Raw genomic sequence first — 13,878 nt, 5'->3', positions numbered from 1 at the left:
ATTTCTCCAGAGACGTCACAGGTACTGTCGCAACACCGTGAAGAAGCCTCGGCTTGATCCAATCGAAAATTTCGGGTGACTTAGCCCTGAAAGGCAGCGATGACTTCCTGCCACGGGAGGAGTTGGCAAAGCGTTGCTACAACCAAGTCTCAGAGAAAATTCAATTTTTTCTCGGAATTGCCGACAAATTCAGTATTATATTCGCCAAGGGGAGCGCTTGCTCCAAGATTTTAGAATTGGCCGCGATGCAAAACGTGGTTTGGGGTAAGGTAAAAACGTGAGTTCTACATCGGAGACAATCCAAAGCCTAAGTGGCTTTGTTTGGTCGATTGCTGAAATACTGAGGGGTGACTTCAAGCAATCGGAATATGGCAAGGTTGTTCTGCCATTCGTGGTTCTACGGCGCTTGGATTGCCTACTAGAGGACAGCAAAGAGGCTGTTCTTGAAGCCTCCAAGGGTATTCCAGACGGTGCCGATGACGCCACGCGGGACATGATCCTGTTTGGTGCAGTCGGAGGCAATGTGCGGGTTTATAACAAATCCCGTTTCACATTCGAAACCCTCAAAGGCCAAGACCCAGGGCAACTTCATCAGAACCTGGTAGACTACATCACCAAGTTCTCGCCCAATGTCCGCGACATCTTCCTCGACAAATTTCGGTTCACTGAGCAACTGAAACGCCTCAAAGATAGCGGCATATTGTGGAACGTGTTTGAACGGTTCTGCGAGATAGACCTGCATCCAAAGTCGGTCACCAATTTGGAGATGGGCTATCTTTTTGAGGAGCTCATTCGACGCTTCTCAGAGATTTCTAACGAGACAGCAGGGGAACACTTCACCCCGCGAGAGGTCATCCGTCTGATTGTCGATTTGCTCATCGCAAACGACGATACCAAGCTGACGGGTCGAGGTATCATCCGTCAGGTTTATGATCCAGCTTGTGGCACTGGCGGGATGCTCTCGCTCACCGAAGAGGCGCTGAAGGATTTCAACCCGAGCATTCGCGTCGAGCTCTTTGGCCAGGAGTTGAACGATGAATCTTTCGGTATTTGCAAGTCCGATATGTTGGTGACGGGCCATGATCCTGAACAAATTGCATTTGGAAACACACTGACACAGGACGCACATAGCGGACGAAAATTTCATTACATGCTCTCCAATCCTCCCTACGGTGTGGACTGGAAAAAATACAAAGAGCCAATACAGTCTGAGTCTGAGAATATGGGTTTCGAAGGTCGCTTCGGCGCGGGAACACCTCGTGTTTCTGATGGTCAATTACTCTTTCTTCAGCACATGCTTTCGAAGATGCGCGACGATGAAGATGGCTCCCGTGTTGGCATTGTCATGAATGGCTCACCACTATTCACCGGAGGAGCACAGTCTGGTGAAAGCGAAATTCGCCGATGGATGCTTGAAAATGATTTGGTGGAAGCCATCGTCGCACTTCCGACCGACCTTTTCTACAATACTGGCATCCAGACTTATGTTTGGCTTCTAACCAATCGCAAACCGTCGAACCGTTTAGGTAAGGTGCAATTGATCGACGCTTCGGGAGAGCAATTCTGGAGTGGTTTACGCAAATCTTTGGGCAGCAAACGCCGTGAAATTCCTGAAGCCGCGCGCACTCAAGTGGTCCGTCTCTACGCGGAGTTCCTGAATGGGGAAAGTGGAGAGGGTGACGTATCGAAGATATTCGATACCGAGGACTTCGGTTACCGCGAGATCCGAGTTGAACGACCACTCCGACTGAACTTTTGCGTCTCGGAGGATCGTATCGATGGTCTCTCGGAATATGCTCAATTTGCAAGACTTGGGACTGAAGAACAGGCAATAATCCTCAACGCTATCCAAAGTATTGGCACTCAGCTTTTCACAGAGCGTGATGCCTTCAAGAAGGCCTTAAAAAAGGCGCTTCGCGCTGGAGGTGCAGACGTTGGGCAAGCCGTGTTGAAGGCGATCTTAAACGCCTTGTCAAAGCGTGATCCCGAAGCGGAAATTTGTTCAGATAGCAGAGGCAATCCCGAACCAGACCCCGATTTGCGTGACTATGAACGAGTTCCTCTGAAACAGCATTGGCAAGAATATCTTGAGCAGGAAGTGACGCCGTTTGTTCCCGATGCTTGGGTTGATGAAACTTACGTCGACTCGCGTGACAAGAGGGTCGGCAGGCTCGGTTATGAAATCAATTTCAACAAGTACTTTTACCAGCGAATGCCTCCACGGTCGCTTGGAGAAATTGATCGTGACCTAGACAAAATGGAAAGCTGGATAGCTTCGGTTCTCAATGAGGTCGCGGCATGAGATACGAAAAGCTTAAGCGATTGACCGATCAGTTGCGCCCTATAACCTACGGGATTGTCCAAGCGGGCCCTCATTATGAAGGCGGCATCCCCTACATTCGACCCGCAGACATGGCCGATGAGACAGGGGTTGTTGACGAAGCTAATCTGAAGCTCACATCTCCTGAGATTGCTGCTTCGTATCGAAGAAGTTCAGTCACAAAAGGAGATATTGTGATCTCCATTGGCCCATCATTCGGTAAAGTGATGCTAGTGCCAGAAAGTCTCGAAGGCGCAAATTTGACGCAGGGAACAGCTAGGGTGGCCTGTTCTGCTAAAGCCTTCCCGCGCTATATTTTTTGGTGTTTGAGAAGTGAGTTCTGTCGATCGCAGTGGGAAGCATCAGTGGGCGGCGCGACCTTTAGGGCGCTCAATCTTGGTCCGCTAGCAGAGACTAACATTCCGTCGCATAGCCTTGAGCAACAGAAAGTCATTGCATCATTTCTCGACAAGGAAATCTCGAAGATCGATCTCTTAATCGAGAGAGTTGGGGGAAGGGCTGCTGCGAAAGTTGCACGTCAAGGCTCTTTCATGGCGTTGCTAATGGAAAAACGAGATTCTCTTATTAATGCGGCAATTCTCGGCGAACTCGATCTCTCAGCTTCGACCTCGTCGGAGGAGATAGCGCAGCCTATCTCACGAAGTCGGGGGTCCGCTTGATGGGGAAGCACACAGCCGCAAATCTTCACAAGGAAGACGTGCTTCAAGAGCACCTGATCGAGCAATTAACGTCGACTCAAGGATTTGAGAGGCGCGTAGGCTCTGAGAAAAGCCGCACATATGAAAGCGAAATTCACTTCGACAAGTCTCTCGCGATGGATCGCGAGCTCGTTCTGAGATTTCTTAAGGCCACTCAAGCAGAAGCGTGGGAGAAACTCGAACAAAACTACACGGGTTCAGCCGAAGACGTCTTTTTCAAGCAGCTCGACAAAGCTCTCAAGGATCGTGGCCTTCTTGATGTACTCCGCCAAGGCATCAAAATCGTTCCAGGCATACCGTTTACGCTTTGCTATTTCCGGCCTGCCAGCGCGTTGGAGCACAATCGTATTGCTGAGTATGAGGCAAATATTCTCAGCGTCATGGATGAGGTTGCCTACTCGGACAAGAACGGCAATCGGATCGACGTTGTTCTCTTCTTGAATGGCCTTCCGATTGCGACAATCGAAGCGAAGAATCTCCTTACGGGAACAACTTTCAGACACGCTGAAAAGCAATATCGCGCAGATCGTTCACCTGCTGGCGAACCGCTACTCACTTTTAAACGGGGTGCGCTCGTTCACTTCGCAATTGACGAAGATAATGTGTCGATGACGACGCGCCTTCAAAACGGGAAGACCCGTTTTCTCCCATTCAACCGTGGGCGTGAAGGCGGCGCAGGAAACCTTGACGTCGAGAACGAGCACCGCATCGCTTATCTCTATAGCGATGGTGACTGGGGAACCGCGATCTTCTCGCGCCCCGTTTTGATCGACATCATTGGTCAGTTCATGACACTTGAAACCAATGGGAAGAGTGAAGTTCTCATCTTCCCACGCTTCCAGCAGCTTGACGCTGTTCGCAAGATCATGGCTCACGCTAAGACGCATGGCGCTGGCCAGAATTACCTAGTCCAACACTCCGCTGGTTCAGGAAAGTCCAACACAATCGGTTGGCTCGCACACCACGCCATCAATCTTCATGATGGAGATGACGCGCAGGTATTCCATACCGCGATCATCGTAACAGACCGGATTGTCTTAGATCGGCAGCTTCAAAGCACGGTATCGCAGTTTGAGCAGACGCAGGGCGTCGTCAAGAAGATCGATGGCACTTCCCGTCAACTGAAGGATGCGATTGCCAAGGGCGCTCGGATCATTGTCACAACGATCCAAAAATTTTCGACCGACCACTTGAAAGAGCTGTCTGGACAAGGCGCTCGAAATTTCGCTGTCATCATCGACGAGGCTCACTCCAGCCAGTCGGGCAAAAGCGCACAAGCCATGACCGACGCTCTTACACGTGAGGCCTCATCGAGCGACGACATCGAGGACCTGATTGCTGAATACCAAAAGGCTCGCGGCCCTCAGTCCAACATCAGCTTTTTTGCGTTCACAGCTACACCGCGAAATGTGACACTAGAGCGTTTTGGAATCACTGGGCCAGATGGCCTTCCTCAACCTTTCCATCTCTACTCGATGCGGCAGGCGATTGAAGAGGATTTCATTCTGGACGTGCTCCAGAATTACATGACCTACAAAGCCTATTATCAGCTTGAAAAGACCATCGAAGACGACCCAGAGCTGAGTGGGCGGCGAGGCCAGCGAAAGGTTGCCAGATACGCCAACCTACATGCGACTGCGATAGGTCAGAAGGTCGAGATCATCGTCGAGCATTTCCGTCGTCACGTGATGGGGATGCTAAATGGTCAAGCCAAAGCCATGATCGTCACTCAGAGCAGAGAGCATGCCCTCCGCTACTATTTCGGCGTCAAGAAATACATTCGCGAACAAGGATACGAAGACCTGAAAGCGCTTGTTGCATTTTCAGGCGAACTGGAACTGGATGGTGAAACCTACACCGAGGCGGACCTAAACGACTTCTCCGAAACCGAACTCCCAGGACGCTTCGATGGCTTCAAGCCAGATGGCACTCCATATCCGACCACGTATCAAATCCTCATTGTCGCTGAGAAATATCAGACGGGTTTCGATCAGCCCAAGCTCTGCGCAATGTACGTGGATCGCAAGTTGGCAGGCCTTCAAGCCGTTCAGACACTATCTCGACTGAATCGAACGCGCGCTGGCAAGACAGAGACCTTCATTCTCGATTTCCAGAACACAATCGAAGATATCCAAGAAGCGTTCAAACCGTTCTACGAAGCTACAACGGTTGAAGCTATGTCAGACCCCAACATGGTCTATGACCTTGAGGGCAGGCTCTTCAAATTCGGCTACCTAGACAAAGACGAGATCGAGCGTTTCGCTGAGACCTATTTCCGTGGGTCATTGAGCGGGGCTGATCGAGCTCGGCTAGAGGGTTTAGTCAGGCAAGCGGTAGGCCGCTTTGAAGCAGATGACGACGAAGGCCGACAGGAGGAGTTTCGTCAGCTTCTGCGAAGCTTCGGACGCTTCTACAGCTTCATTGCACAGATTATGAGCCTAGAGGACACCAGTCTCGAAAAGCTCGCATCATATGGCAATTGGCTTGGCCGACTCCTGCCAAACCGTGAAGTCCCGCCAGAGATTGAAATTACTGACGAGATGCTCCGGTTGCAGGCGTTCAAGGTAGAGCAAAAGGAAGCTGGCAGCGCCTCGCTTAGTGCTGGCGATACCGAAGCACTAAAGGCGATTAGCGAGTTTGGCGCGAAACCCTACACCGAGGACGAGAAGAAAGAGCTCTCCGAGATTCTTGAGGCCTTCAACGAACGTCACGGCACGGATTTCACCGAAGCGGACATGATCCGCTTTGAGCAAGTGAACCGAGAAATCCTCGATGAAGATATGAGCGAAATGCTCAGAAATAATCCGCCTGATGTCGTCTATGCCGCGTTTCGCGATGCCTTTTTCCAAGGAGCGATCCGAATGTTCCAACGGGACAATGAAATGCGAAACATCGTGCTTACTGACGCTGAGGCCCGCGACAAGGCCACGAGGCACTTCTTCAATCGTGCGCTGCGCGAGGTACGTGACCAAGGGCATCCGTGAAAAAGTGGAGTACACGATTATGCTCTACTTGCTGAGTGACACTTTTCGGCTCTGTTGATGAGACACCACTTTTCATCGACCCATAAAGCGACGCTTATAAGTCGCTGATATAACGAGTGAAATCGTATCAAGCGTCGAGCTTCAAAAAAGACAACCACCCTATAGAGAAGATTTTATAAATAGAGTAGTGTGACATCAGGAGTGTTTGATGTCTGAGAGTGTGAGCGCTGCACTAAAGAAAATCGGTCCCAGCCTGACAAGCGATGTCATCGCACGCTTCGTGGCGAGCGGGATGTCTGAAGCTGCGGCACGTAAGAAAATCAGCCGTGCCCAGTCAAGCTATGTTCGCCTCGCGGGCGTGCGCTTCGCAAAGAATGCAAGGTTCATCTACCTGGAAGAGCAATGGGGGACGAAGGAATTTTGGGAAGCCCTTGAAGGTGCGTTTCAGAAGGCAGGCAAAGCATACTGGTCAACAATCGTGTCGCTCAAGGCACGGGGTGGGCGTTGCAAGAAGAGCCACTTCCCGATCGTGGCGGGCGCACCAATTGCGCGTAAGGCTCAATTATCGCCAGAACGGATATTGGAGCGTCTATGCCAAGTTCAGTTCTTGAAGCTTGTTATGGACGAGAATGGTGAAGAGAATGAAGTCTCTTTTGCCCCACTTTACTATCATCAGGAAAACAGCGCCGAGCAAAACGCCATTGCTGTAGCGGAGCGAATTGCCCTCTTCGCGGTAAAGGAATGGGCGCGTCGGTTTGGGTTGGGAAGTTTCAACAAATTCCAAATGCGTGACGATGACGAGTTGCCCCTCGTTTCAGGTATCGCTTGGGACTTAAGTGCACCCTCCTACGTGCGGCCCCTCGTGAGTCTTACTTCATCGGGAGCCAAGCCTGGCTTCCTTGTCTGCGATATCAATCTGTATGAAGCGACCGATACAGACGCCGTGGCAGCGTTCGTTCGCAAGCACGACCTAGCATCTGCGCCCTCTAATGTTAGCCCTATTATGCCGATGCTAATCGGACAGGTCTTCACCGAGAGCGCATTTTCCTTGGCTAAGCAGAAGGGGATTATCGCCCTAACGCTAGATAACATCTTCGGTCAGGAGATCGCGAAAGCTCTAAAGGAGCTAATAGCTCTGCTCAGTGATCTCGGTGCGCGGGCCGCAGTGGACCCCGCAAAGATCGATATTGTCATGAACACTCTCACGCGCATTGAGGGCGCGGCGATCAATGTGCGTGGTTCCCTTTTTGAGATCACCATAGGAAGTCTTGTCAAAGACGTCGAAGGTGGCTTTCTGAAAATTGGCGAAGAGCGGTACGACTATATTTCAGGTCGGAAAGCTGAAATCGATGTCCAACTGGACAGGGGTGCTGGAGAGGGCGTCCTGATTCTGGAGTGCAAGTCAAAAATCCCTGGTGCCCGCGCCACCTTAGCGGAGGTTCAGAAATGGTACGAAGATCGCGTTCCTCTTATCTACTCGATCCTGTCCAGTGGCGGCACATACACTGGAAAGACATTTCGCTTTGAATTCTGGACAAACGGTCCAATCAATGACGACGCGGTAGAATGGCTCCAGAAGCAGAATACCGAATTCGATAACTACTCTGTGGGTTGGCGCGATGGGCAGGCTGTGAAGGATTATGCCGACAGGTCAAAAACAACGGCGCTAAAGAAGATACTGAAGGAGCATTACTTTAACCATGCTCTGTCAAAAGTTGCTCGAAAGATGCGAGCAGAATCGAGTGTCTAGCTTCACCGTTGCCTGACGGCCCGCGCTCTATGCGTGTTTCACGCACCGAGTCTGTAGTCTCGGCCCACACGGGTGACGATCGCTAACGGGATTTCCTAAGGGACATCGCCCCTCGCGCAGGCAAGGCATCCAAACGTATCCAACGCTGACGCATCGAACCCTCGTTCGGAGCCTCCTTGCCCTTGCTACCCCCATCCTCGCCGGAAGGCAGAGGTTCATGATGAACCCGTTTTCCAAAGGAGGATTTAGAAATGGAAGGGAGCAAAAACACAGCAGAAATCAGAATCTATGTTGCCTGTCTGGCAGCATATAATAACGGCGTTTTACATGGGCGCTGGATTGATGCCGAGCAGGATGCTTGGGCAATCTATGACGAAGTGCAGGACATGCTCAAAGCCTCACCAATTGCCGAGGCCGAGGAATGGGCTATCCATGATTATGAGGGCTTTGAAGGCGTCCGACTTTCAGAGTGGGAAAGCTTCGAAGATGTTTCAAAGATGGCCGCATTCATTGCAGAGCATGGCGCACTTGGTGGACAGCTTCTTGCCCACTTTGACAGCTTGGAAGACGCAGAGAAGGCAATGACCGAAGGTTATGCAGGGGCATATGAAAGCCTTGCCGATTTTGCGCGAAGCATCACCGAGGAAACAAGCGTATCAATTCCCGAAAACTTGTCTTTCTATATCGACTATCAGGCGATGGCGCGTGACATGGAAATCAGCGATGTTTTCACCATCCAAACCTCATTCGATGCAGTGCACGTTTTCTGGCAACACTAAGGCTTGGTGGCTAGCGCGTTGCATAGCTCTTGCGCGCGCTGGTCATAGCTCGCGCAAACGCAATTCGGCCAATTTTCCTTTCCCACAATCGGAAAGGAAAATTGATGTCTCAGAAATTTGGTCAGAGCCCATTCCCAAGGGGAACAGCCTCTGACGATAAATCCACTAAGCTCGCTACCGCTCGCTGGCATTTTGACCTCCCAAGCTTCGAACAAAGCATGATCTGGCTTGGTCGGAGGGAGAGCGGTGAGCCAGTCGGAGTTGCTGATGACCGCCATCTATTTACGACTGCCGCTAACCGCAGTGGCAAAGGGACAGGGCTTATCATTCCCAACCTTGCTCTTTGGTCGGGAAGTACAGTGGTGATTGACCCAAAGGGTGAGAATGCCGCGATAACCGCCCATCATCGCAATGCCATCGAAGGGCATGAGGTCATCGCGCTTGATCCCTTTGCTGAATCCGGTCTCGACCCAACCTTCTTCGGGACACTGAATCCCCTCGACATGATCGACATCGAAAGCGACGAGGCCATCGATATCGCTGGCCTGATTGCCGATGCAATCATGGTCAAAGCCAACGCCAAGGACATGCATTGGGACGAGTCAGGCCGCGATTATCTGACGGGCCTCATTTTGCATGTGTGCGACACTGAGGAAGGCGAAAGCCGCACCCTGGGCCGTGTGCGGCAACTTCTCATCAAAGGTGATCGTGACTTTGCCGCCGCGCTCGATGTCGTGGCGGATGATGAGGAAGAACCGCAACGATCGACGAATGGCTTCGATGGCCTTTGGGCGCACATGAAGGCGTCTGAGGCCACAAACGAATTTGTGCGCGACATGATAGTCGGTTCGGCAGAAACCATCACTGCAATGGGGCAGAATGAGCGCGGCAGTGTGCTCAGCACCGCACGCCGCAACATGCGATTTCTGGCGACACCAAAAATCGCTCATAATCTCTCGAAAACAAGCTTCGACATCGACCGCCTCAAGACGTCCAAGGGCGGGCAGACAATCTATCTCTGTTTGCCTGCGCGTATGTTTCCAACCCATGCGCGCTACTTGAGGCTAATCATCTCAATTCTGCTCTATCGTATGGAGGCTATCGGCCTAGAGAAGCCTGCCAGTGGCCATCCTGTGCTTTTCATCCTCGATGAGTTCGCATCACTCGGTCACATGGAGATGCTCGAAAAGGCGGCTGGCCTTATGGCAGGCTATGGCGTGAAGCTCTGGCCGATTGTCCAAGACCTCACACAGATCAAAAAGCACTATCGGGAGAGCTGGGAGACGTTCTTGGCGAACGCAGGCGCAGTAACGTTCTTCGCCAACAGCGATCTCAGCACGCTCGAATGGCTCTCAAAACGTATGGGCGAAACCGAGGTCATCCGTGAAAACAAAGGTAGTTCGACATCGGATACCAAAGGTACGAGCGAGACGAACGGTACAAGTCAACAGGAAGGTGAGAGCTGGACCGATAGCCAATCTCAGACCGAGTCTGATATGGCTCCGCTCAGTCAACTGGCGACCGTCCAGGGCGGGCAATCGATCTTCGATGTCTTCACACGGCGCTTCGAGAAATCGACTGCCGAGAGCCACCAGACTGGTCGAAGTGAAGGCGCATCAAGCCAGAAATCTGAATCTCATTCGTTTGCTGAAAGTGCCTCTACGACGAACGGCCGATCACGCTCAGAGCAGATCATCAAGACGAGCTTGATGACCGTTGATGAGATCGCTGCGCATTTTGCGCGTGAGACGGGACGTATGGTGGCCTTCGTCAGTGGCAAAGGCCCATACGCGGTCAATCGCACACCATACTTTGCCGACAAGGCGTTTAGAGCCTTGGAAAAAAGGGGAGAGTAAATCCATGCGGCCCTAGCATTACCGTGCTCTCCATAGTTTGCCTGGGAGGCCCGAAGAAGCCAGCGCTTCAGTGTTGAAGTCACCATAGGCTACGAAAATGCTGTCAGCGTTATTGCCTTTGACTGGCCTCCCAGTCACGGGATCGAGAAAGGCAATCCTGCCCTTGTGGAACAGGATGCTATCGAACGTGTCGAGAACCTGTTCGTGAAACCATTTTGCGCCGACACGCGGCGGAATTAGAGCGATCCCGTTGCCGTGTGCGGCCAGACGAGAAATCCAGTGTCGAGCTTCTGCACCGTAGGGCGGATTGAGCCATACACGGCCTTTCCACGGTTGCTGAAGGCCATCATCAGCCAATGTGAAGCCGCGAGCTGCGAGCCGTGTGGGCGACTGGCAATTTGCGCTAGGGTCTAGGTCGAATGCGCCTAGTGCTTGCACCAATGGCAAGGGCGTTTGCCAATCATCACGAGTGGCTTCGGTCCGTGTGATGAAACTTACGCGCTTAGATTCTTTTGAAGCCATTTCTGAAAATTCCCTAGAAGGCCGCTAGCGCGAAGCTGACTTGTCGAAGGAAGGCGAGGCGGCGCGGGTTTCGCGCGTCGCTCTTTTGGCTTTGTCGAGCAGTTGCGCTGGCGGCTTCTTCGCACCACGCTTCATTCCGTTCTCTTGCTCGCGAAGGGATTCGGCTCGCTTGATATGCGCTTGCCAATTGACTCCTAGCTCTCCCATGCCGCGCGGCTGTGGCGCGCGATCTGGTGACGGACCAAAGCTCTGACTGGCTCGCTTAGAGACTTTTTGCGCCTTAGCCTGAAGCTGTTGCGACTTGCTGTAATCAAACGCGGATTTCGACGAGGTTGGTGACGGAGCTTGGTTGGAATTGGCAGGTCGCTGACGTTCCGCCTGTTTTGAGGCAGTGCGGTCGAGCTGATGCGCGTAAGACGTGTTTCGACTGGACATATCGGATCACCCAAAGAAAAGCCGCTCTGCGCTGGAGCGCAAAGCGGCTGAGTATGAGATTACGCCTAGCGCTCTTGCGGCGCTGGCGGGGGAAGCATCAATTGCCCCTGCAATTGAGCAGGATCAGGCAGGCCTCGAAGGTAATCTTGGCTAAGACTTCCTGCGCCACGACGACCTGCATCGTTGAGTTGATCGGCCATATCAGTGCGAATGTTGTCACTGACCCCGCAGAATTCAGGCATGAACACGCAACCGATATCGGCTGCGTTGGCAAGGAAGCTATTTGCGCCTTGAGTGTCGCGAATGGCTTGCTGACGATAGTTCAGCATGACGCCTTCCATCTGGTAGACTGCTTGCTGGATCATGTTGGCCCGATCATAGAGCGACTTGTAGGCATCCATCCCGCTCTGAAGGTTGGCCTGGATCGTTTGAAGTTCTGCATTGTAGGCGAGCTCGATCTCTTTCAGGTCTTCCTGAAACCTGATTTCAGCAGCCCGTTCGCCTTCCGCTCTTGCTTGCGCGATCCGCTGCTCTGCCTCTTCACGAATGGCGAGCGTTTGCTCGGTCAGCTCGTTCTCGTAGTCTGACATTGCATTGGCAATGAGAACGCTAGGCTTCCATTCGTGAGGCGCAGTAAGTTCCGCAACGCCTATGCAGGCCACAATCACGAACCCTGGTGCGGTCAGTGACAGAAGCGTCCTGAGCAGACCTCGCGGCATGCTTGTCTTTGGGAGCGGTTGCGATTTTGAGGTGGGCTTTACGCCGCCCGTGTCGGCAGGTCGCCCTGCCGGAAAGGAGCGCGTTCTGCGCTCCTTCGTGTCGTTTGCTGTCATTTTCAGTCTCCTTATCCAAGGAGGCTGATCTCAGGTATGTTCGTGAATCGTCTTGTCGTTAGCCAGCCCGCAGGTATGAAACAGATACATTTTCGAGCGGCCCTACTGAATTTTGAAGTGGTTCTCGCGAATGAATTTGCCTTCTTTCTTGTCCAATCTGTCTTTGACATGCTCTGGCAGCATTTCGAATGGAACGGGGTTGGTTGGAAAGGTTCGCTCCTTCTTGACCCGCTCAAGGACGCAGACAAACGCATTGCCAGACGTATGATGGTTCATTCCAATCATCGAGAAGCCCGACATTATGTAGAGCTTCCGTAAGCCATTGCTGCTCTTTTCATCCGAAAAAGACAGGTCATCGAAAACCGCGAATTTTAGATTATTCACACGTTCAGCGTCCGTGTCGGGAGTTCGATAGATTGTGTAAACGTAGCTACCTTGAGGCAGCGCTACTCCATCCCACCTTTCTTCGGCTCCGTCGAATTCTGCACCCTTCAGGCGCATCTTCACTGTGTCAGTTGTGGTAATCACGTGATGGTTTGCGTCGAAGAAAAAGCTAACTGGCGATACGATATAGTCCGTCCGAGGCTCACCCCAGCGCCGATACATCATCCATGTTCCAGCCAAGGCGGGACCAATTTGAGCGATGCGCTTTGGTTGCCCGCCAAAAAATTTCAGCAAGTCGGAAATCCGCTGAAACTCTGTGATTGGTATCTTCGTGAAGTCGGCGTCAGCGTGTCGTAAGAAGGCATCAATTAGATGAGCATTGCGACGATTTATCGCTTTGGTCGTGCCATCAAGCCAGTTCTGGACCGTGCCGGGTGGCGGTGCCTTCGACTTCTCATCTGGAGGCCGATAATAGGTCTCGAAGAAATCTTCTATCTCAGCTGCGAGTTCTGGAAACTTCATTTCTGAACCAGGTTTATCCGCGAGCTCCTGCAAACGGGTCAGAAGGTCCCTTCGCAAATCTTCACTATCAAAATCAGAAATGGGCATAATTCCCCCAAATTTGCCCATCAGGGCGGGCATTGTCTGTGGGATAACTTCTACATCTTGCAAAACGCAAGTTCGCAGCAAAGGCGGCCTTTGCGATCTGAAGGAAGAGAAGATGTCCTATTACGACAAATCCAATCAGGAGAAGAAGTACCAAGGCTACTACGATCAAGGCGCAGAAGCGCGCGCTCGTGAGCAGAAAATGTTCGATTACTGGAACAGCGAGCTGTTCAAAATCGGCACCAAGCGAAAGCACTGACGAGAAAGGAGAGATAGATGACCACGCCTAGCCACGAACCGAGCCCGATTGTCGTCCGTGCCATGTACACACCCGCCGAACGCGCCCGTTTGAGAGATATTCTGTCCGAGCGCCGTATCGAGCTCGATATCGGAATGCCCCGCTTTCACTCTTACGTTACAAGGCTTGTCCATGCGAACCGCAAGCGCATTTGGAAAGAGACTGGCGAGGCGGGCATTTATGTCGATCAGCTATCGGTCAGAAACCTCTATCACTTCTTTGATGGACGTCGCACCGATGATGAACGTGTCGCCATCCTGGATGCCTATGCACAGCTAAGCGGACCCGCATCTGGGCCAATGATCACGCGACACTAGTTCAAACCCATCCAGCCTTCGGCCCCGCCACTCAGTGGTGGGGCCGTTCTGTTTGAGGACAGCCATTCCTCCAAT

At 52.2% G+C, this 13,878-nt stretch carries 13 protein-coding genes; 9 read left to right on the top strand and 4 right to left on the bottom strand.

The genetic code is table 11. From position 1 onward, the window contains the following. Nucleotides 1-53 precede the first annotated feature (53 nt). From F550_RS0110355 to F550_RS17550, 7 genes are all read left to right on the top strand, one after another. Nucleotides 54-281: a hypothetical protein gene (locus F550_RS0110355; protein ID WP_018148485.1), complete on the top strand. Its 228-nt coding sequence runs from the start codon at nucleotides 54-56 to the stop codon at nucleotides 279-281. Continuing rightward, nucleotides 278-2,302, top strand: coding sequence for a type I restriction-modification system subunit M (locus F550_RS0110350; protein ID WP_018148484.1), 2,025 nt, complete (start codon nucleotides 278-280; stop codon nucleotides 2,300-2,302). The genes F550_RS0110355 and F550_RS0110350 overlap by 4 nt, the downstream gene beginning before the upstream one ends. Further along, the gene (locus F550_RS0110345; RefSeq protein WP_018148483.1) at nucleotides 2,299-3,000 is read left to right on the top strand and encodes a restriction endonuclease subunit S; all 702 of its coding nucleotides are present in this window, start codon (nucleotides 2,299-2,301) and stop codon (nucleotides 2,998-3,000) included. Before F550_RS0110350 ends, F550_RS0110345 begins: the two co-directional genes overlap by 4 nt. Then, a complete protein-coding gene (locus F550_RS0110340; RefSeq protein ID WP_051076868.1) occupies nucleotides 3,000-6,023 on the top strand; it encodes a type I restriction endonuclease subunit R in 3,024 nt (1,007 codons plus the stop codon). The genes F550_RS0110345 and F550_RS0110340 overlap by 1 nt, the downstream gene beginning before the upstream one ends. Nucleotides 6,024-6,231: 208 nt before the next feature. Further along, nucleotides 6,232-7,773: a hypothetical protein gene (locus F550_RS0110335; RefSeq protein ID WP_018148481.1), complete on the top strand. Its 1,542-nt coding sequence runs from the start codon at nucleotides 6,232-6,234 to the stop codon at nucleotides 7,771-7,773. Nucleotides 7,774-8,024: 251 nt separating this feature from the next. Further along, nucleotides 8,025-8,552: an antirestriction protein ArdA gene (locus F550_RS0110330; protein WP_018148480.1), complete on the top strand. Its 528-nt coding sequence runs from the start codon at nucleotides 8,025-8,027 to the stop codon at nucleotides 8,550-8,552. Nucleotides 8,553-8,656: 104 nt separating this feature from the next. Continuing rightward, nucleotides 8,657-10,408 (top strand): type IV secretory system conjugative DNA transfer family protein, encoded by a 1,752-nt coding sequence (locus tag F550_RS17550; RefSeq protein WP_083910964.1) that lies wholly within the window; start codon nucleotides 8,657-8,659, stop codon nucleotides 10,406-10,408. A gap of 18 nt (nucleotides 10,409-10,426) precedes the next feature. On the opposite strand, the gene F550_RS0110320 is transcribed toward F550_RS17550, so the two are convergent. From F550_RS0110320 to F550_RS0110305, 4 genes are all read right to left on the bottom strand, one after another. Then, complete coding sequence (locus tag F550_RS0110320) at nucleotides 10,427-10,930, bottom strand: DNA N-6-adenine-methyltransferase (protein ID WP_018148478.1); 504 nt, start codon at nucleotides 10,928-10,930, stop codon at nucleotides 10,427-10,429. Nucleotides 10,931-10,954: 24 nt separating this feature from the next. Then, nucleotides 10,955-11,365 (bottom strand): hypothetical protein, encoded by a 411-nt coding sequence (locus tag F550_RS19180; RefSeq protein ID WP_156807910.1) that lies wholly within the window; start codon nucleotides 11,363-11,365, stop codon nucleotides 10,955-10,957. Between the two features lie 65 nt (nucleotides 11,366-11,430). Beyond that, nucleotides 11,431-12,198, bottom strand: a complete 768-nt coding sequence (locus F550_RS0110310; RefSeq protein ID WP_018148476.1) for an ATP synthase subunit B family protein — start codon at nucleotides 12,196-12,198, stop codon at nucleotides 11,431-11,433. A gap of 102 nt (nucleotides 12,199-12,300) precedes the next feature. Beyond that, nucleotides 12,301-13,224, bottom strand: coding sequence for a hypothetical protein (locus F550_RS0110305; RefSeq protein WP_156807909.1), 924 nt, complete (start codon nucleotides 13,222-13,224; stop codon nucleotides 12,301-12,303). 79 nt (nucleotides 13,225-13,303) lie between these two features. On the opposite strand from F550_RS0110305, the gene F550_RS19175 reads away from it, so the two are divergent. Further along, nucleotides 13,304-13,447 (top strand): hypothetical protein, encoded by a 144-nt coding sequence (locus tag F550_RS19175; RefSeq protein ID WP_156807908.1) that lies wholly within the window; start codon nucleotides 13,304-13,306, stop codon nucleotides 13,445-13,447. Nucleotides 13,448-13,464: 17 nt separating this feature from the next. Further along, nucleotides 13,465-13,803, top strand: coding sequence for a hypothetical protein (locus F550_RS0110295; RefSeq protein WP_018148473.1), 339 nt, complete (start codon nucleotides 13,465-13,467; stop codon nucleotides 13,801-13,803). Nucleotides 13,804-13,878 lie beyond the last annotated feature (75 nt).

Origin of the sequence: Henriciella marina DSM 19595 (assembly GCF_000376805.1) — a bacterium.
In the GTDB taxonomy this organism is placed as follows: Bacteria; Pseudomonadota; Alphaproteobacteria; order Caulobacterales; family Hyphomonadaceae; genus Henriciella; species Henriciella marina.
Note: the sequence above shows the minus strand (reverse complement) of the source record. Positions and strands in the feature narration are given on the sequence as shown.